Source organism: Candidatus Eisenbacteria bacterium, assembly GCA_035577985.1.
Taxonomy (GTDB): Bacteria; Desulfobacterota; Binatia; order DP-6; family DP-6; genus DATJZY01.
The window spans coordinates 1-17,951 of the sequence record DATJZY010000169.1; the positions used below are offsets into that span (position 1 = coordinate 1).

16 protein-coding genes are annotated in these 17,951 nt (G+C 71.6%); 7 read left to right on the plus strand and 9 right to left on the minus strand.

Features of this window, described 5'->3' with window-relative positions:
• The 5 genes from VMS22_24260 to VMS22_24280 all read right to left on the minus strand — a co-directional run.
• A partial coding sequence (locus VMS22_24260) for a hypothetical protein (GenBank protein ID HXJ37154.1) occupies window positions 1-804 on the minus strand: 804 nt, incomplete at its 3' end.
• Window positions 805-934: 130 nt separating this feature from the next.
• Complete coding sequence (locus VMS22_24265) at window positions 935-1,390, minus strand: DUF2834 domain-containing protein (GenBank protein ID HXJ37155.1); 456 nt, start codon at window positions 1,388-1,390, stop codon at window positions 935-937.
• Between the two features lie 82 nt (window positions 1,391-1,472).
• Complete coding sequence (locus VMS22_24270) at window positions 1,473-1,781, minus strand: UBP-type zinc finger domain-containing protein (protein ID HXJ37156.1); 309 nt, start codon at window positions 1,779-1,781, stop codon at window positions 1,473-1,475.
• Window positions 1,781-3,478 carry an FAD-dependent oxidoreductase gene (locus tag VMS22_24275; protein HXJ37157.1) on the minus strand — a complete coding sequence of 566 codons (1,698 nt, stop codon included), beginning with the start codon at window positions 3,476-3,478 and terminating at the stop codon, window positions 1,781-1,783. Before VMS22_24275 ends, VMS22_24270 begins: the two co-directional genes overlap by 1 nt.
• Window positions 3,479-3,522: 44 nt before the next feature.
• A complete protein-coding gene (locus VMS22_24280; protein ID HXJ37158.1) occupies window positions 3,523-4,899 on the minus strand; it encodes a sigma-54 dependent transcriptional regulator in 1,377 nt (458 codons plus the stop codon).
• A gap of 151 nt (window positions 4,900-5,050) precedes the next feature.
• Between VMS22_24280 and VMS22_24285 the strand changes: the two genes are divergently transcribed.
• Entirely contained in the window at window positions 5,051-7,441 is a 2,391-nt protein-coding gene (locus VMS22_24285; GenBank protein ID HXJ37159.1) for a hypothetical protein, read from the plus strand.
• A gap of 310 nt (window positions 7,442-7,751) precedes the next feature.
• The gene (locus tag VMS22_24290) at window positions 7,752-8,513 is read left to right on the plus strand and encodes a phosphoadenylyl-sulfate reductase (GenBank protein ID HXJ37160.1); all 762 of its coding nucleotides are present in this window, start codon (window positions 7,752-7,754) and stop codon (window positions 8,511-8,513) included.
• Here the strand turns inward: VMS22_24290 and VMS22_24295 are convergent.
• Together VMS22_24295 and VMS22_24300 are read right to left on the minus strand one after the other, a co-directional pair.
• A complete protein-coding gene (locus VMS22_24295; protein ID HXJ37161.1) occupies window positions 8,482-8,898 on the minus strand; it encodes a hypothetical protein in 417 nt (138 codons plus the stop codon). The genes VMS22_24290 and VMS22_24295 overlap by 32 nt on opposite strands.
• A gap of 55 nt (window positions 8,899-8,953) precedes the next feature.
• A complete protein-coding gene (locus VMS22_24300; protein HXJ37162.1) occupies window positions 8,954-9,451 on the minus strand; it encodes a helix-turn-helix domain-containing protein in 498 nt (165 codons plus the stop codon).
• 91 nt (window positions 9,452-9,542) lie between these two features.
• Between VMS22_24300 and VMS22_24305 the strand changes: the two genes are divergently transcribed.
• The 3 genes from VMS22_24305 (at window position 9,543) to VMS22_24315 (ending at window position 13,963) form a co-directional block, all read left to right on the plus strand.
• A complete protein-coding gene (locus VMS22_24305; GenBank protein ID HXJ37163.1) occupies window positions 9,543-11,837 on the plus strand; it encodes a molybdopterin-dependent oxidoreductase in 2,295 nt (764 codons plus the stop codon).
• Between the two features lie 2 nt (window positions 11,838-11,839).
• The gene (locus VMS22_24310; GenBank protein HXJ37164.1) at window positions 11,840-12,703 is read left to right on the plus strand and encodes a haloalkane dehalogenase; all 864 of its coding nucleotides are present in this window, start codon (window positions 11,840-11,842) and stop codon (window positions 12,701-12,703) included.
• Window positions 12,704-12,781: 78 nt separating this feature from the next.
• On the plus strand, window positions 12,782-13,963 hold the full coding sequence (locus tag VMS22_24315; GenBank protein ID HXJ37165.1) for a hypothetical protein: 1,182 nt from the start codon (window positions 12,782-12,784) through the stop codon (window positions 13,961-13,963).
• On the opposite strand, the gene VMS22_24320 is transcribed toward VMS22_24315, so the two are convergent.
• On the minus strand, window positions 13,945-15,417 hold the full coding sequence (locus VMS22_24320) for a wax ester/triacylglycerol synthase family O-acyltransferase (GenBank protein HXJ37166.1): 1,473 nt from the start codon (window positions 15,415-15,417) through the stop codon (window positions 13,945-13,947). The two genes, VMS22_24315 and VMS22_24320, sit on opposite strands and share 19 nt — an antisense overlap.
• 165 nt (window positions 15,418-15,582) lie before the next feature.
• On the opposite strand from VMS22_24320, the gene VMS22_24325 reads away from it, so the two are divergent.
• The gene (locus VMS22_24325; protein ID HXJ37167.1) at window positions 15,583-16,107 is read left to right on the plus strand and encodes a hypothetical protein; all 525 of its coding nucleotides are present in this window, start codon (window positions 15,583-15,585) and stop codon (window positions 16,105-16,107) included.
• Between the two features lie 10 nt (window positions 16,108-16,117).
• Here VMS22_24325 and VMS22_24330 read toward each other — a convergent pair whose 3' ends face one another.
• Window positions 16,118-16,702, minus strand: coding sequence for a CoA pyrophosphatase (locus VMS22_24330; protein HXJ37168.1), 585 nt, complete (start codon window positions 16,700-16,702; stop codon window positions 16,118-16,120).
• Window positions 16,703-16,753: 51 nt separating this feature from the next.
• On the opposite strand from VMS22_24330, the gene VMS22_24335 reads away from it, so the two are divergent.
• Window positions 16,754-17,845, plus strand: a complete 1,092-nt coding sequence (locus tag VMS22_24335) for a TIGR03857 family LLM class F420-dependent oxidoreductase (protein HXJ37169.1) — start codon at window positions 16,754-16,756, stop codon at window positions 17,843-17,845.
• Window positions 17,846-17,951: the final 106 nt, after the last annotated feature.

Genomic DNA, 17,951 nt, shown 5'->3' on the forward strand with positions numbered 1-17,951 from the left:
GGCCGCCGTCGGATCGATCGCCCAGAAGGAGGTGACGACGCCGCTGGCCGTGTCGTGCAGACCGACGAGGTCGCCCGCGGCCGCGGCCGCCTGCAGCTCCGCGTACGTGCAGGCGTGCGTGCCCGCGAAGTTCGTGTTGCAGGCGCTGTTCGCTCCCGGCAGCCCGAGACTCAGGTTGTAGTTGAAGCGCCCGACGGTGGGCACGAGCGCGCCCTTCAGGATCGAACCGCCCGACGGCATGGTCGTGGTCGTCCCGCCGCCCGTCGTCGTGGTGACGGACTCGCAGGCCGACGGCTCGGGATCACACGGGGCCGCGGCGCAATCCTTGGCGAGGAACTTCAGCGCCTCGTCCTTCTTGTTCCCGGTACAGTGCATGCAGTAGCGCGTCCCCGTCCCGAACTGGAGCTGCGCGTTGACGGTGCCCTGCGTCGTGTTGTCGGAGAGCGTGTAGGTGACGCCCGACTTGATCTTCACGACGATCTTGCTGTTCTTCAGCTGCAGCTGGTTCTTCGTGCTCTTGTTCTTGTAGAGCCAATTGCCCTTCTTGTTCGCCCACTGCGAGCCGCCGGGCAGCACCAAGCAGAAGTCGTCGGTGGCGCTGTAGACGTGCAGCGCCGCGCCGTTCGTGGCGGGGTCGCCGGCCTGCGAGGGGAGAACGCTCGGGTCCTTCGACAGGACCTGGATCTGCCGCTTCGAGGCGTCGGCGTTGTCCTTGATGAAGAGCTTCTTGGTCGTGACGTCCGCCGCACCCGCAAGCGCAGCCCCGACGGTCACGAGCACGATGCCCAGCCCGAACTTCGACATGAATTCGTTCTCCTCTCGACCTGCCTACGGAAACCTTGTCCGAGGGTCCCGGAGACTGTCAAGGTGGAAGCGTCAGCACCGACGAGTCGGCCCATTCGGGCAGGCCGGGTCTCGCAGCGCGCCGGCCGCGCTAGTGGCCGAGGGACCAGAGCGTGAACACCGCCGAGATCAGCCCGAGCGTCGCGAGCGCAATCGTGTCCGCCCGGCCGATCCCGAGGTCCGCCCCACCCTCGCCGCAGGCGACGATCCGGCGCTCACGGGCAATGAGAAACAACGGGAACGTCACGCTGATCGCGATGAGGATGCCGAAGAGCACGTACAGCCACACGAAGCGGATCTGCAGGCGGCGCGCCTCGATCACCATCAGGAACGCCGCGGCGAGGAAGAAGAGCCCGATGTCGACCGTGATCGACACGCTGGCGGGCGTCGCGAGCGTCGCGGGCCAGAACCGTGCAGTGGCCAGGGCGAACCCCGCAAGGCCTTCGTCGGCCCGGAAGTAGGCGACGTTCTGGCTCCAGGTGCCGATCAGCGCCAGGAGCGCGATGATTCCGTAGACGACGCAGAGGAGGCGGCGGGAGCGCGGCATGGGCGTCTCCTCGCACAGGTCGTGGCGGCGACTCAATCGCCGACGGGTGCCTGCGGCACCCGCGCACCGCCGCCGCGCCTCGTCAGACGTATCTCGGGATCGGCCCGCGCTGCGGTGTCGTCCGGCCGGCGAGATCGAGCGTCACCTCGTCGATGAAGCACCATCCCCAGCCCTCGGGCGGGTCGTAGCCCTCGATGATGGGGTGCTGCGTCTCGTGGAAGTGCTTGGTCGCGTGACGGTTCGGCGAGCTGTCGCAGCAGCCCACGTGCCCGCAGGTCCGGCAGAGCCGCAGGTGCACCCACGGCGACCCGCTGGCGAGGCACTCCTCGCACCCGCGCGCGCTCGGCGTCACCTTTCGGATGCCGGCCGCATGTTCGCACTCGTCGGCCATCAGACCCTCCCGTGATGGGCGGTGGCGGCGACCCGATCGCCGGCGTCCGCCAGGAACGCGTGGATGGTCGCGATCACCTGCGCACCCTCGCCCACCGCGGCGGCGACGCGCTTGACCGATCCGGCGCGCACGTCGCCGATGGCGAACACGCCGTCGCGGCTCGTCTCGAGCTCACGCCGACTGTCGCCGAGGTCGGCGCCGGTCAGGATGAAGCCCTTCGCGTCGACGGCGACGTCCGAGGCGGACAGCCACGACGTGTTCGGAGCCGCACCGATGAAGAGGAAGAGGTGCCGGATCGCGCGCCGCACCTCCTCGCCCGACGGGCCGTGGCGCCAGCGGATCGCCTTCAGGACACCCGCATCCCCCTCGAGCCCGCAGATCGTCGTGTGCAGCAGCACCTCGACGTTGGGCAGCGCGGCGATGCGGTCGACCAGGTAACGCGACATGCTGGCTTCGAGGCTCGGCCCGCGAGCGAGGAGCCACACCCTCGCCACGCGGCTCGCGAGATAGACGACCGCCTGCCCCGCCGAGTTGCCGGCGCCGACCAGCGCGACCTCCTGTCCGGCGCACAGCTTCGCCTCGAGCGGCGACGCCCAGTAGTGGATGCTGCTGCCCTCGAACTGGGCCAGATTGTCGAGGTCCAGCCGGCGATACTGCGCGCCGCTGGCGATGACGACCGCGCGTGCACGGACGCGCTCGCCGTTCTTGAGTCCGAGCCCGAAGTGGGCACCCCCGTCGTCCGGGGCGCATTGCAGCCGCACCACCTCGTCGGGGATGGCCATCTCGGCGCCGAACTTCTGCGCCTGGTTGAAGGCGCGCGCCATGAGCGCGATCCCGCTGATGCCGGTCGGGAAGCCGAGGTAGTTCTCGATGCGCGACGAGGCGCCGGCCTGACCGCCGAACGCACGACAGTCGAGCACCATGACCGAGAGTCCCTCCGACGCGCCGTACACGGCGGCGGCGAGCCCCGCCGGTCCCGCGCCCACGATCGCGACGTCGTACACGCGGCTCGCATCGATTGGACGCACGAGCCCGATGCAGGTGGCGAGCTCGTTCTCGCTCGGATTGCGGAGCAGCTGCCCCCCGGGGCACAGCACGATCGGCAGGTCGGCTGAGGCGACGTGGAAGCGCTCGATCAAGGTCCGGGCGCACGGGTCGGCGTCGGGGTCGAGCACGCTGTGCGGATGGCCGTTGCGCGAAAGGAAACCGGCCAGGCGCAGGACGTCGCCATCGCCGACGCCTCCGACGATGACCGGCCCGCTGGTTCCGGTCTCGAGCAGTCCCACGCGCCGCAGGATGAGCGCACGCATGATGCGCTCGCCGAGCTCGGCCTCGGCGATCAGCACGTCGCGCAGCCGGTGCGACGGAATGACGAGCGCCTCGACCGGCTTGGTCGCGCGCGCGTCCACGAGCGAGGGACGTCCGGAGAGCTGGGCCAGCTCGCCCATGAACGACCCCGGACCGTGAGCGACGATCGGCTGATCATGGCCGAGCACGCTGTGCTGCGTGACCGCGATCTCGCCGGAGAGGACGACGATCATGCCGGGGCTGACCTCGCCGCTGGTCACCAGGCGCTCGCCCGCAGCGTACGTCCGGACCTCGCCGAAATGCCGCAGGCGGTCGATCTCCGCCGCGTCGAGCACGGGGAACATCTGGTCGTAGCGCGTCTCGATGACGGAGCGGGCGGGCGGCGCCATACCAGTCCAGTATCACTGTCGTGGGCCCAGGGAAGCCCGCGCGACTACGATTGCGCCACCGACCCGCAGCCGCCGAGGCGCCGGAGCTTCAGGTAGAGCGCCTCGCGGGTGATGCCGAGGCTGCGCGCCGCCTCGGTCTTGGTGGGGAACCGGTCGAGCCGCTGCCGGATGAGGGCCAGCTCGACCCGTGCGAGGAGCTGCGCGAGCGGCTCGCCCAACGGCGGGGCGTGGTGACGAACCCGGGGCGCGAGATGCTCGGGCAGGATGCGCGTCGCCGACGGGAGCGTCAGCACCACACGGTGGACCTCGTGCTCCAGCTCGCGCACGTTGCCCGGCCACGGATACGCGGCGAGGGCTTCGAGCGCGTCGCTCGAGAAGGTCATGTCGGTCCGCCCCTCTTCGCGCGCGAAACGCTCGAGGAAGTGCACGAGGAGCCGCGGCACGTCGGCGGCGCGCTGGCGGAGCGGCGGCACGGCGATCGGATAGACGCTCAGGCGGTAGTAGAGGTCGGCCCGGAACCGTCCCGCCCGCACCTCGGCCGCGAGCGGCCGGTTGGTCGCGGCCACGATGCGCGCCGAGGCGCGCTGCACGCGATCGGAGCCGACGGGCTTCACCTCGCCGTGCTGGAGGACCCGCAAGAGCCGCGCCTGGACGCTCGGCGGCGCTTCGCCGATCTCGTCGAGGAACACCGTGCCGGCGCCGGCTTCGAGGAACAGCCCGGCGCGATCGCGCTCGGCGCCCGTGAACGCCCCGCGCACGTGGCCGAAGAGCTCGCTCTCGAGAAGCGTCTCGGCGACTGCGCCGCAGTTCTGCGCGATGAACGGGGCCGCCCGCCGGGCCGATCGCGCGTGGACGGCGCGCGCGAGGATCTCCTTCCCCGTGCCGGTCTCGCCCTCGATGAGCACGGGCACGGCGCTCTCGGCCGCGCGCTCGACCAGACGCAGGACGTATCGCATCGACGCCGTGCCGGCGATGAAGTCGCTGCCGCCGAAGCGCGAGACCTGGGGCCCCTCGCCGACCGCGCTCGCGACGGCGGTCTCGGCGAGAACGGTGCGCCCGAGCGCATCGCGAATCGCCATCGACAGCTCGTCGACTCCCGGAACGTCCTTCGCGAGCAGCGCCACGACGCCGAGAGCACGCCCGGCGGCGACGACCGCCTCGGAGGTCGTGGCGGCGAGCACGATCAGGGGGACGCCGGGGCGCGCGGCGGCGAGGCGCTGCAGCACCGTCGGGCCGGCGGCGTCGCGCAGTTCGATCTCGGTCACGATGCAGGCCGCCGGCGTGCTCCACAGCAGCTCGAGCGCGCTGCGCAGAGTGTCGACGGTGATGATGTCGGCGTGCTCGCCGAGCCGCTCGATCGATCGCCGGACCAGGGCCCGCCCCGCCGGATCCGGGTCGATGTGAAGGATGTTCGTGCTCACGGCCCCCCCTCCCTCGCCATGGCCTGGTGTCGAAGCGCACTAACGGCGAGGCGATGCAGGGTCAATGACGGCGACGAGTACGAGCGTCGAACCGATGCGCGGGAGTCTCACGTTGCACTCGCGGCCACCCGCACGCTAGGTGAGGCCCCCGATGACCTCCGGTGCCGCGCGCGACGTGGGTGCGACCGTCGCGCCTCCGGAGGACACGCCCGCCCGCCTCGTCGCCGCCGTCGGCCTGGCCTCCCTCGCGGCGGTCGGGTTGCAGGTGTCGCTCATGCGGCTCATCGCGGTGCGGCTCCATCCCCTGCTCGTCTTCGCCATGATCGGCGTCGCGCTCCTCGGCTATGGCGCCGCGGGGGTGATCCTCGCCGCGCGTCCCGAGACGTCGCCCGCCACGGCTCCCGACGCGATCGGGCGCCACCTCGTCCGCTTCGCGGCGACGGCCCTGCCCGCCTTCCTGGTCGTCAACGCGATCGACGTGCCGAGCGCATGGCTCTTCGGAACCCTGGCGGGCCTGCCGCTCCTGCTCGCGTTCTACGCCGTGCTGGCGCTCCCGTTCCTGTTCGCGGGCTTCGCGCTCTCGACGGCGTTCGCCGCCTTCGTGCGCGACGTGAACCGCCTCTACTTCGCCGATCTCGTCGGCGCCGGCGCGGGCAGCGCGCTGGCGGTGGCGGCGCTGCCGGCGTTGGGTGGGCTCGCTCTCCTCGCGGCGGCGGGCGCCGCCGGCGCCGCGGCTGCGCGTCTCGCGTCGGGTCGCCGCGGCCTCGGCGTCCTCGTCGCCAACCTCGCGGCGATGCTCGCGCTCGCCACGTTGCACCCGATCGAGGTCCACATCGCGCCGGACAAGCACGGCCCGCTGCTCGCGCGCGGCGCCAAGCCGGGCGGCCTCGCCACCGACTTCTCGCAGTGGAGCCACTTCGGGCGGGTCGACGTGACCGAGCCCTTCGACACGCTGCCGCCGCAGTTCGGAGGCGATCTCAGCCCGAAGCTCCGCGACCTCCGCATCACGCAGCGCATGCTCATGCTCGACGGGCAGGCGCCCGCCTTCCTGTATCGCATCGATCGACCGCTCGCGGAGATCCAGTTCTTCGCCGCCAGCTCGCAGTCGCCGGCCTACCTCCTGGAGCGGAACCCGCGCGTGCTCGTCATCGGCGTCGGCGGCGCGACCGACGTGCTGCAGGCGCTCTCGCAGGGCGCGTCGCACGTGACGGCGGTCGAGCTGAACGCCGTCAACGCGCACGTCGTGCGCGACGTCTACGGCGCCGAGGTGGGACACGTCCTCGACGATCCCCGCGTCACGCTCGTCGTCGCCGAGGGGCGGAACTTCGTCGCCCGCGATCGCGCGCAGTACGACATCGTGCAGCTCTCCGGCGTCGACACCGGCGCGGCGCAGGGCGCGTGGGGCCTCGGGACCATGCCCGAGAGCTACGTCTACACGACCGAGGCGTTCCGCGATCTCCTGGCGCGCCTCGCGCCGGGTGGCGTGCTCACGGTGACGCGCGACCTTCGCCTCGGCTGGGCGCATCGGGTGGCGGCCCTCGCGCGTGACGCCCTCGCCGCCGACGGGCTCGATCCCGCGCCGCGCATCGCCGTGCTCGAGGGCAAGGTCTACGGCTGGGCGACGCTGCTCGTCCGGCGCGAGCCCTTCACGCCCGAGCAGGTGACCGCGCTGCGCGCGTTCGCCGCGCAGTGGGACTTTCCGCTCGCTTACGATCCCCTCGTCCGCGGCAACACGCTCTTCGATCGCGTGATCCGCGAAGGGGCGACGGCCGACGACGTGATCGACCTGCGGCCCGCGACCGACGACTGGCCGTTCCTGTTCGTGAGCTTCCGCTGGCGGAGACTGCTCGACATCCTGCGCACGCAGGCCGCCCCGCTGCAGAACCCGCTCATCTTCCTGCTCGTGAACGTCGTCGGGCTCGCGATCGTGGCGCTGCTCGCGATCGGCTGGCCGCTCTGGCGGCTGCGCTCGGCGTGGCGCGACGTGCCGTCCAAGGTCTCGCGCGCCGCCTACTTCGCCTCGCTCGGCGCCGGCTTCATGCTGATCGAGGTCGGGCTCATGCAGCGCTTCACGATCTTCCTCGGCAACCCGGTGCTCGCGGTCGCCACGGTCCTGGCCGCGCTGCTCGCCGGCTCGGGCGTCGGCAGCCGTCTCGCCCGCACGACGGCGCTCGCGGGCCGCGCGGTCGTGCCGGCGGCGCTCGCCGCGGTCGTGGCCATCGCGGTCGTGCTCGCGTCGCCGCTCGTCCCGGCGCTCTGCCGCGCGCTGCTCGGCCTGCCGCTCGCGGCCCGCATCGCCGTCTGCGTCGCGGTCGTCGGCGCGGCGGGGCTCCCCATGGGTGTGCCGTTCCCGGGCGGGCTCTCGCGTCTCGCGCCCGGCGGCCGGCGGCTCGTCGCCTGGGGCTGGGGCGTGAACGCCATGGTGTCCGTCGTGGCCTCGCTCGCGAGCTACGTCGTCGGCATGGTCTTCGGCTACACGAGCATGTTCGTGGTGGCCGGCGCCCTGTACGCCTGCGCGCTGACCCTCTGGCCGCGGGTCTAGCATTCCGACCCACGACTACGTCGTGGGTCGGAGAGGACCGAGACTTGTTGCGTCGGTGGCACGCGCGACCGGCATGCCGCGGCCGGCCAAGCCGGCGCGGCACACAGGGCACGCGCGAGGAGTAGACGTTCCCTTTCCCCGGTTCCATCAGTCCGTCGCGCGTGCCTCTCTTGCCGCGCCGGCTCCGCCGGCCGCGGCATGCCGGTCGCGCGTGCCACCGACGCAACACTCTCGCGCCCTCCCCGACCCAAGACATAGTCTTGGGTCGGCGCAATTTGACTCGCGGCGGGGGCGTGCTCAGGTTGGAGGCATGACTCCCCAGATCGACGTCGACCGCTTCGACGTCGCCGCAGCGAATGCGGTGCTCGAGAAGCAGTCGGCCGAGCAGCGGGTGACCTGGGCGCTCGATCACCTGCGGCCCCACATCATCCTGTCGTCGAGCTTCGGGGCGCAGGCCGCGGTGCTCCTGCACATGGTGACGCGCCAGTGGCCCGAGATTCCCGTCGTCATGATCGACACGGGCTACCTCTTCCCCGAGACCTATCGCTTCGCCGACGAGCTGACCGCCCGCCTGCGGCTCAACCTGAAGGTGTACCGGCCGCTCACGAGCGCGGCGTGGCAGGAAGCGCGCTACGGCAAGCTCTGGGAGCAGGGGCTCGAGGGCATCACGCGCTACAACCAGATGAACAAGGTCGAGCCGATGCAGCGGGCCCTCGACGAGCTCGACGCCCATGCGTGGATCGTCGGCCTGCGGCGCGTGCAGGCATCGACGCGAAAGCACCTGGGCGTGCTCGGGGTGCAGGACGGCTATTTGAAGGTCCACCCGATCGTCGACTGGAACGACAAGCACGTCTACGACTACCTCACGCGGTACGATCTGCCGTACCACCCGCTCTGGGAGCAGGGCTATCCGTCGATCGGCGACTGGCACACGTCGCACAAGCTGACCGACGGCATGTCGGAGGAGGAGACGCGCTTCTTCGGTCTCAAGCGCGAGTGCGGCCTGCACGAGAGCAGCGCCGCCGAGGAGCCCGAGCTACCTACGAGCTCGGCGGTCCCTCGACCTCACTGAGCGCCGTCACGAGCCAGTGGCCGTCCTGCAAGGTGAGCGTGAGCGTCGCGCCCACCTTGCCGACGTCCGGCGTGTGCGCGACGACGTGATACACGTAGGTCGCCTGGGTCGGCGTGGGCTCGCTGCCCGACGTGAGGCTGAAGGTGACGCGCGGCTCGCCTCCCGGCGTCTCGCGCGGCACGCCCTTCAGCGCCGCCAGCTCGCCGTCGAGCCTCGTGCGCGCCGCGCCACCCGTCAGCTTCGCGGCCTCGGCGACGTTCATGCGCGCGTAGTAGAGGTCCATGAAGCGGTCGGCGACCTGGCGCGACGGCGACGGATCGCTGCAGCTCGCCGTCGCGAGGACGAGCGCGGCCGAGAGGAGGGCGAATCGGATCGGTGCCGGCATGCGGAGCCCGATACGCGGTCGAGGTGGCGGCGGTCAACGACCCCGCATCTCGGGTCTAGGATCTTCGAGCCGCGGACGTGCGGTAACGCTCGACCACCTCGGGCGACGTGCCCGGGCCGGGGATCGCGACCAGGCGCCGCGGATCGAGCGGGTTGCCGTCGGCGTCGGCGGGAAGAAGCTGCATCACGACCGCACCACGGTCGCGATCGCGGAAGAGGACGGGCTCCTTGCCCGCGCCGTAGACCCACTTGTCACCCCACAGACGGAGCGCCGTCAGCACCGCCCACAGGTCGCGCCCCTTCTCGGTCAATCGATACTCGTGGCCGCGATCGGGAGCGCTCTTCGGCTGCTTGGAGAGGATGCCTTCGGCAACCAGGCGCCGCAGGCGATCGGACAGGATGTTGCGCGCGATGCCCAGGTGGTCGCGAAAGTCGGCGAAGCGGCGCACGCCGAGGAAGGCCTCGCGGATGATGAGGAGCGTCCACCAGTCGCCGACCAAGTCGAGCGCCCGCGCGATCGAGCACGGCATGTCGTCGAAGCGCTTCCGCGACATCTCGGGGGCATCCTAACCTAGTCGGTTGTGTTACGAAACCTGCCCCGCTAGGGGGGTTTCGTCAGGAACGTTCGACCCCTGGAGGCGCACGATGGCGACGGCGACCGAAGATCCCCAGTGGAAGAAGACGGCGTGCATCCTCTGTAGCCTCAACTGCGGGCTCGACGTGCAGGTGGGCGGCCCGGGCGGCCGCCACCTGGTGAAGATCAAGGGCGACCGCGACCACCCGATCTCGCGCGGCTACTTCTGCGAGAAGGCGCAGCGCCTCGACTTCTACCAGACCGCGGGCGACCGCCTCGACAGTCCGCTGCGCCGGCGGCCCGACGGTGGCTTCGAGGCGATCGACTGGGACACCGCGATCCGCGAGGTGGCGGCGAAGTTCGCCGACGTCAAGGCGCGCTACGGGGGCGACAAGATCCTCTATTACGGCGGCGGCGGTCAGGGGAACCATCTCGGCGGCTCCTACGGCGCGGCGACACTGGCGGCGCTCGGCAACCGCTACCGTTCGAACGCGCTCGCGCAGGAGAAGACGGGCGAGTTCTGGGTGAACGGCCGCATGATCGGCGCCGGCACGCACGGCGACTTCGAGCACTGCGAGGTGGCCGTCTTCATCGGCAAGAACCCGTGGCAGTCGCACGGCTTCGCGCGGGCGCGCGCGAGCCTGCGCGAGATGGCGCGCGATCCCAAGCGCTCGATCGTCGTCATCGATCCGCGCCGCAGCGAGACGGCCGAGAAGGCCGACTTCCACCTCGCCATCAAGCCCGGCACGGACGCGTGGTGCCTGGCGGCCCTGGTCGCGATCCTCGTGCAGGAGGACCTCGTCCGTCACGACTGGGTGGCCGAGCACACGACCGGCTTCGACGAGATCGCGCCCCGCTTCCGCGCGATCGACGTCGCGAGCTACGCCGCCGCCTGCGGCGTCGAGGAGGATCTCCTCCGCCGGGCGGCGCGCCGGATCGCGGGCGCCGCGAGCGTGTCCGTGTACGAAGACCTCGGCATGCAGATGTCCGTCCACTCGACGCTCGGGAGCTGGCTGCAGCGTCTCATCTGGCTCTTCACCGGCAACTTCGGGCGCAAGGGCACGAACTACGCGCCGCTGCCGCTGGTCGCGCTCACGGGCGCGAGCAAGGCCGAACGCCGCGGCACCGCGGACGACCGGCCGAAGGTGAGCCCGGTCGCCGGCGCGAAGATCATCACCGGCCTCATCCCGTGCAACGTCATGGCCGAGGAGATCCTCACCGACCACCCGAACCGCTATCGCGCCATGCTGATCGAGAGCGGCAATCCGCTCCATTCCGTCGCCGACAGCCAGCGCATGCGCGAGGCGATGCGGCAGCTCGAGCTGCTGGTCGTGATCGACGTCGCGCTGACCGAGAGCGCGCGCGAAGCGCACTACGTGCTGCCGGCCTCCAGCCAGTTCGAGAAGCCCGAGGCGACGTACTTCAACCTGGAGTTCCCCCGTAACGCCTTCCACCTGCGCCATCCCGTGATGGAGCCGCTTCCCGGCACCCTCGCCGAGCCGGAGATCCATGCGCGGCTCGTCGAGGCGATGGGCGAGCTCGGCGACGCCGACTACGCGCCGCTGCGCGAGGCCGCGGCCCAGGGGCGCTTCGAGTTCGCGAGCGCCTTCCTCCAGGCGATGGCGACGAGCCCGCGCGTCGCCAAGTACGCCCCCGTGGTGCTGTACCGTACGCTCGGACCGACGCTCCCCGACGGCATGGCGGCGGGCGCCGTCTACTGGGCCTTCGCGCACCAGTACGTGCAGAAGCATCCGGAGGCCGCGGCGCGCGCGGGCTTCGAGGGCGATCCGTTCACCGCCGGCGAGAAGCTCTTCGACACGATCCTCGAGAGCCGCACGGCGGTCGTCTTCTCCGACGAGGAGTACGACGCGAGCTGGTCGCGGATCCGCATGCCCGAGCACCGGATCAACCTCGCCATCCCGGAGCTGTACCCCGAGCTCGAGAAGCTCACGGGCGGGCCGCGGCCGCGCGATCGCGCCTTCCCGTTCATCCTCTCGGCGGGCGAGCGCCGCTCCGACACCACCAACACGATCATCCGCAATCCAGCGTCGCTGGCGAAGGAGCGCGCCGGCACGCTCCGCATGAGCGTCGACGACGCCGGGCGGCTCGGCGTCGCCGACGGGGAGATCGTCCGGCTCAGCACGCGCCGCGGGAGCAGCGAGGTGCCGGTCGAGGTGACCGACATGATGCAGCCCGGGCACATCTCCATCCCGAACGGCGAGGGCATGGACTACATGCCGCGCGACGGCGGCGGGCGGCGCATCGGCGTGGCGCCCAACGAGCTCACCGCCGCGGCCGAGCGGGACTTCCTCGCCGGCACGCCGTGGCACAAGCACGTTCCCGCGCGTGTCGAGCGGATCGCGTAGCGATGCCCGAGCACGACCTCGCGATCCTCGGCTCGACGATGCACTACCGCGAGGCGGGCGCGGGCGAGCCGATCGTGTTCCTGCACGGGAACCCGACGTCGTCGTACCTCTGGCGGAACGTCATCCCCGAGCTCGAGGGCGAGGGCCGGTGCCTCGCGCCGGATCTGATCGGCATGGGCAAGTCCGGCAAGCCGGCCCTCGACTACTCGTTCGCCGATCACGCGCGCTTTCTCGAGGCGTGGCTCGACGCCCTCGGGCTCGACGGCGTGACGCTCGTGCTCCACGACTGGGGCTCGGCGTTGGGCTTCGACTGGGCGCGCCGGCATCCCGAGCGCGTCGCGGGCATCGCCTTCATGGAGGCGATCGTACGGCCGCTCGCGTGGAGCGAATGGCCCGAGGCGTCGCGCGAGCTGTTCCGAGCCTTCCGGACGCCGGGCGTCGGCGAGACGCTGATCCTCGAGAAGAACGTGTTCGTCGAGCGCGTGCTCCCGGGATCGATCCTGCGCAAGCTCTCCGCCGAGGAGATGGCGGCCTACCGCGAGCCCTTCCCCGATCCGGCGTCGCGCCGTCCGGTGTGGCGCTGGCCGAACCAGATCCCGCTCGACGGCGAGCCCGCGGACGTGGTCGCGCTCGTCGACCGCTACGCCCGCTGGCTCGGCGACGGCGAGGTACCGAAGCTCCTGCTCACGTTCGAGCCGGGCGTCCTCATCCAGGGCCCGATCCTCGAGTGGTGCCGCACGAAGATCCGCGCGCTCGAGATCCGGCACATCGGACCGGGCAGCCACTTCGTGCAGGAGGATCACCCGCGGGAGATCGGCGCGGCGATCCGCGAGTGGCGACGCGAGGCGATCGCAGGTCTCGCCTGAGATCGCCCGCGCATCGAGTCGTTCCGCCCCGCGAGCAAACTGTTCGACACGCGTGCGGGATACGGGAATGCTGTGGGCATGAGGGCACCCTTGGCGATCGCCGTCGCCGCGCTGCTCGCCATGGCGGCGGTCCCCGCGGCGGCGAAGGCGCCTGCCTGCGGCGGCGGCCGCTTCCTGGTCGCGCGCGGCGTGCTCGCCGGAGGCGGCTCCGCGACCGGCATGGCGGCCATCTCCCTCGACGCGAACGGCATCGCGATCGACGTCGGCTGCAGGCCCGTGAAGCCGGGCATGCGACGCGGCAAGCGATCCACGAAGATCAGCGCCGCCTGGCCGGCGTGCTCGGGCCTCCTCGATCGCAGCGGCCAGCCGGCGCGCGTGAGGCTCGTGAAGGCGTCGATCGCGGCGCCGGCATGCGACACGCTCACGGGAACGCTCGTCGTCAGCAAGGCGAACCCGAAGCGGCGGCCCTTCAAGGCGGCGCTCTCGCGCTGCGGCGACGGCTTCGTCGATGCCCAGGTCGGCGAGCAGTGCGAAGGAAACCAGGCCTGCGCGCCCGGCGATCCCTGCACCAGCTCCTGCACCTGCACCACGTCGGTCACGACCACGACCCTCGTCACCTCGACCACCATTCCGCCCGGGGGCTTCACCTGCACCGAGATCCTCGGCTTCAGCCAGTCGCTCATGTGGCACGAGACGCCGGAGTTCCAGCAGCACATCACCGACGCGCGCTGGCAGATGCGCTTTCGCGCCGGCGGCGACGTCGACGTCTGGGCCGACCCGAACGCGGACGCGTGGAATCCACCCGTCGACGCCGAGTGCCTCGGCTCCGGGCTGGTCACGCTGTGCACGCCCTGCGCGCAGGACTCGGATTCGCCGGACCGCGTGATCATCACGATCACCTCGCACGGCTACGACACCGACGTGCAGATGTGGGCCCAGCGGATCCGCGCGGCCGTCGCGACCATTCGCGCCAAGCACCCGCAGGTGAAGCAGATCGTCCTGCAACCGGTCGTCGGCGGCCCGGGTCACGCCGTGTGCCCGTACCCGGGCGCGCCGCAGGGCGTCCGCGCCTCCTTCAACCATCCGTACATCGACCAGGCGATCGCGATCGTCGTCGGCGACGCGCCCGACATCGCCGCCGGGTACTCACCCGAGGTGCGCACCTGCGCCGACTACCAGGACGACGTCGGCCATCTCGTTCCGGACGCTCGCGGCCCGATCGGCGACGTGATCGGGCAGTTCTACGACGACACGCCCTGACGCCAGATGCCGACGACGGTGGCGGGGCGATGCGCCGGACCCGCATCGTCGTCGAGACCGGCCACTTCCGCCAGCTCGGCGAATCCGGATTCGAAGCGCTCCGTCAGCTCGCCCAGCACGTCGCTCAGGTTCCAGTCGGCGGTGATGCCGACGTAGAGCGTGCCGAGATAGCTCAGGAGCGCGATGCCGATGCCCTGCTGCTCGAACAGCGGCAGGTGCGGATACACCTCGCGCATGCGCGAGCCGCCCAGGTAGAGCGGCACGGCCGGCCCCGGCACGTTGGTCACGATCAGGTTGTAGATGCGAGTGGCGTTGATGACGCGCGCCGCCGCCTCGACGACCGCGCCGCCCGCCCAGTTGGCGGCTTCCGCGAGCACGGAGCCCCCGGCCGCCTGCCCGCCCCGTTTCAGCTCGGCGGTCGTCGCGCGGATCGTCGCGAGCCGGCGGCGCACGTTCCGATCGGCGACGGGGAGCGGGACGAGCCAGATGGAGACGCGATTTCCCGGCGCCCCGATCTCCTCGGCCGTGCGGACGCTCACCGGAACGGCAGCGCGCAGGGGTTCGCCGCGCGGCAGCTCGCCGCGACGGCGCAGCACCGAGCCCAGCGCGCCGCTGACCAGCGTGAGGACGATGTCGTTCACCGTCCCTTCGAGCCGTCGCCGGATCGCCTTCACGCGCTCGAGGTCGAGCGCGAGCCACGCGAGCTCGCGATGCGGCCCGAGCGGACGGTTGATGCACATCATGGGCGCGGGCGAGAGGCCGGTGCGCAGGAGGCGCCAGAGGCTCTTGGCGGCGCTCCCGATCTGCCCGACGCCGCCCACGGGGTCGGTGAGCGCCTGCCCCATCGCACGGCCGGCGGCCAGCGTCCCTCGCATGCGGCGTGCGACCTCGTCGCGCATGAGCTCGCGTGTCGTCGGCGGGCGGCGCGGCCGCCACGGCACCACCACGCCCGGAGCGGGCGCCGCCTCGACGTCGAGGAGCGCCGCCAGCACGCCGATCCCCGCGATGCCGTCGACGACACAGTGATGCACCTTCACGACGAGCGCGAACGCGTCGTCGGCGAGCCCCTCGATGGCCCACATCTCCCACAGGGGTCGCCGGCGATTGAGCGGGCGCTCCAGGATCTCGGCACAGCGCTGCCGGAGCTGCGCGCTCGATCCGGGACGCGGCAGGCTCGCGTGGCGAACGTGGTGGACCAGATCGAAGCGGTCGTCGTCGACCCACATGGCGTCGCGCACGAGCGGCAGATAGCCGATCCGTTGACGAAAGCGCGGGAGGCCGGGCAGGCGGGTTGCGACGTGCTGGCGCAGCCGCTCGATGTCGACCCCGCCTCCCGGCTTGCAGAGCGGCCCGCGCTCGAAGACCGCGGTGACCGCGACGTGCATGTACGCGTTCGCCGTCTCGAACCCGAGAAACAGCTCGTCCAGTCCCGAAAGTCGATCGTAGCTCGCCATCTGCTGCCGCGGATGAGCAACGCGCGTGCCGCCGCCCCCTACCTCCCGGAGGCGCGAGCGGGCCGCCCGGCGCGAGGAAAGCGGGCACGGCGTGCCCAGTTCGCGCGCAGCGCGGGGCGCCAAGGGCTTGACCACTCCGGGCCGCACGCCGCATGCTCGCCCTGCATGCCCCGCACGAACGAAGCCGCTTCGGGACTCGATGCGCTGCAGACGCTGCTCAACACGGCCCACGAGCTGGTCGGCGAGATCCTGAACGATCCGCTCCTCGACCGGGTCCTGCGCGCGGTCCTCCTCTTCCCCGAACCCGATCGCCTCGCGATCCTGAAGATCCTCGAGAAGGAAGCCGCGTGGCGGCGGATCACCGACGAGACGGAGCGGGCGACCGGCATCGGCGTGGTGCCGAACCCCTACGCGAGCCTGTACGTCCACGTGCTGAATCAGGCGGAGGGGAGCGCCCCCGACAGGGAGCCGCTGGCGCGCGACGGCGACGTCATCCGCCTCGGCATCGAGACGCTCGTGCGGATGGTGCCCTTCATCTTCCAGGAGGGCGTGCACGCGCAATGGACCGCCGCCGCGCGCGAGATCGCCCGTGGCACGGACGACGAGATCCGCGCCTACATGGTGCGCCTCGCACGCGAAGTCCTGCAGTTGATCGAAGAGAACGATCCGAACCGCGACGCGGCCAAGTAGGCCCGCCGGATCAGCCCGCCGATCGCCGCAGCGCGACGCCGGCGATCCCGTACAGGCCTTCGAGCACCTGATACGTGAGGCCCCACACCACGTGGCGGCCGGGCTCTCCGACCAGGATGCCCGGGAAGCGGGACAGCGCCCACCGGTGGTCGACGTGATGCGCCGGGTCACTGAGCGTACGCAGCGGCACCCAGAGCGTCTCGCGCACCTCGTGGTTCGGCGTGAGCGCCGGGCGCGCGTCGATGCGATACACGAACGGCGACAGCACGAGCGGCGCCACGAGCCGGATGCCCGCATGCAGATCGTCGAGCCGTCCCAGACGCTCCGCGCCGGCGAGGTCGAGGCCGACCTCCTCCAGCGTCTCGCGCTCGGCGGCCGCGCGCTCGTCGGCGTCGCCGGGATCCATGCGCCCGCCGGGAAAGGCCATCTGCCCCGACCAGGGATCGCCGAAGCGCTCGGCCCGCTCGATGAAGAGCATCTCCGCGCCGGCCGCACCTTCGTGGAGGACGATGGCGACGGCGGCCCGCTGGCGACCGATGAGAACGCGCGGCGCGTGCGCTGCGAGCGCCGCGCGGATGTCGTCGACCGAGCGCATCGTGCGCGAGGATAGCCGGCGACGACGGCGTCGTGCTATCGCGGGCGTCCCATGGCCATTCGCTTTCCCGAGCTCGGCTTCTACACCCTCCCCGGCCGCGTCGCCGACCCGCGCCCCATGCTCGAGGAGCTGCGCGACGCCGAGGCGGTCGGGCTCGGATCGGTGTGGATCTCCGAGCGGCACGACGTGAAGGAGGCGGCGACGCTCGCCGGTGCCGCGGGCGCCGTCACCCGCGACATCGCCGTCGCGGTCGGCGTCACGAACCCGAACACGCGCCACGTCATGCTGACGGCGGCGATCGGATCCACGATGAACGCCCTCACGGGCGGGCGGTTCGCGCTCGGGCTCGGCCGCGGCTTCGACCTCCGTTCGGACATGTGGGGCGTGCCGCGCGTCACCGGGAAGATGCTCGCGGACACGGCGGGGCTCCTGCGCCGGCTCTGGGCCGGCGAGAAGGTCTTCGGCCACGACGGGCCCGCCGGCAAGTTCGCCTATCTGAGCCTCGATCACGCCTGCGTCCCGCCGCCGCCCCTCGTCCTCGCCGCCCTCGGCCCGAAGACGCAGGTGCTCGCCGGTCGGTCGTTTGACGCCGTGCTGCTCCACTCGCACTGGACCGATCGCGCCGTCGCGGAGTGCGTGACGCGCGTGCGGCAGGGCGCCCAGCAGGCCGGACGCGATCCAGCGTCGGTGCAGGTGTGGTCGTGCCTCGTCACGGCCTGCGCCCTCCCCGAGTCGGTCGAGCTGCGCCACGTCGTGCGGCGCATGACGACGTACCTCCAGATCCCCGGCTACGGCGAGCTGATCGTCGACGCGAACGGCTGGGACCGGGGAGTCCTGGCGCGCCTTCGCGAGCACCCGCTGCTCCAGGGCCGCTTCGCCGACGCCACCGAGTTCACCGACGAAGAGCTGCGCCAGATCCGCGACGTCTACCCGCCAGAATGGATCCAGACCGGCAACGCAATCGGATCGCCACCCCAGTGCGCCCAGCGCATCGTCGACCAATTCAACGCCGGCGCCGCCGGCGTCGTCCTCCACGCGAGCGCCCCGAAGGAGATGCGCACGCTGCTCGAAGCCTACGCCGCCGTCCGTCCAAACGTGCGCTTCGCCGCTCGCTCCCCCGTCCCAGGGCGGGTCACGCCGTAGCGAGCCACCGGAAAGCCGCACGTAGGTGGCGCGGGGTCGGGCGCGGGGCGGAGGCGCCTGCGAAGCGGCGCGACGAAACGTCGGCCCGTGACGCGCCGAATGTTTT

Bases quoted from the DNA above. Each gene is read 5' to 3' on its own strand.
- VMS22_24310 (HXJ37164.1), top strand. From the start codon at position 11,840: ATGCCCGAGCACGACCTCGCGATCCTCGGCTCGACGATGCACTACCGC.
- VMS22_24265 (HXJ37155.1), bottom strand. From the start codon at position 1,390: ATGCCGCGCTCCCGCCGCCTCCTCTGCGTCGTCTACGGAATCATCGCG.
- VMS22_24290 (HXJ37160.1), top strand. From the start codon at position 7,752: ATGACTCCCCAGATCGACGTCGACCGCTTCGACGTCGCCGCAGCGAAT.
- VMS22_24270 (HXJ37156.1), bottom strand. From the start codon at position 1,781: ATGGCCGACGAGTGCGAACATGCGGCCGGCATCCGAAAGGTGACGCCG.
- VMS22_24320 (HXJ37166.1), bottom strand. From the start codon at position 15,417: ATGGCGAGCTACGATCGACTTTCGGGACTGGACGAGCTGTTTCTCGGG.
- VMS22_24300 (HXJ37162.1), bottom strand. From the start codon at position 9,451: ATGTCGCGGAAGCGCTTCGACGACATGCCGTGCTCGATCGCGCGGGCG.
- VMS22_24305 (HXJ37163.1), top strand. From the start codon at position 9,543: ATGGCGACGGCGACCGAAGATCCCCAGTGGAAGAAGACGGCGTGCATC.
- VMS22_24285 (HXJ37159.1), top strand. From the start codon at position 5,051: ATGACCTCCGGTGCCGCGCGCGACGTGGGTGCGACCGTCGCGCCTCCG.
- VMS22_24325 (HXJ37167.1), top strand. From the start codon at position 15,583: ATGCCCCGCACGAACGAAGCCGCTTCGGGACTCGATGCGCTGCAGACG.
- VMS22_24275 (HXJ37157.1), bottom strand. From the start codon at position 3,478: ATGGCGCCGCCCGCCCGCTCCGTCATCGAGACGCGCTACGACCAGATG.
- VMS22_24295 (HXJ37161.1), bottom strand. From the start codon at position 8,898: ATGCCGGCACCGATCCGATTCGCCCTCCTCTCGGCCGCGCTCGTCCTC.
- VMS22_24335 (HXJ37169.1), top strand. From the start codon at position 16,754: ATGGCCATTCGCTTTCCCGAGCTCGGCTTCTACACCCTCCCCGGCCGC.
- VMS22_24315 (HXJ37165.1), top strand. From the start codon at position 12,782: ATGAGGGCACCCTTGGCGATCGCCGTCGCCGCGCTGCTCGCCATGGCG.
- VMS22_24330 (HXJ37168.1), bottom strand. From the start codon at position 16,702: ATGCGCTCGGTCGACGACATCCGCGCGGCGCTCGCAGCGCACGCGCCG.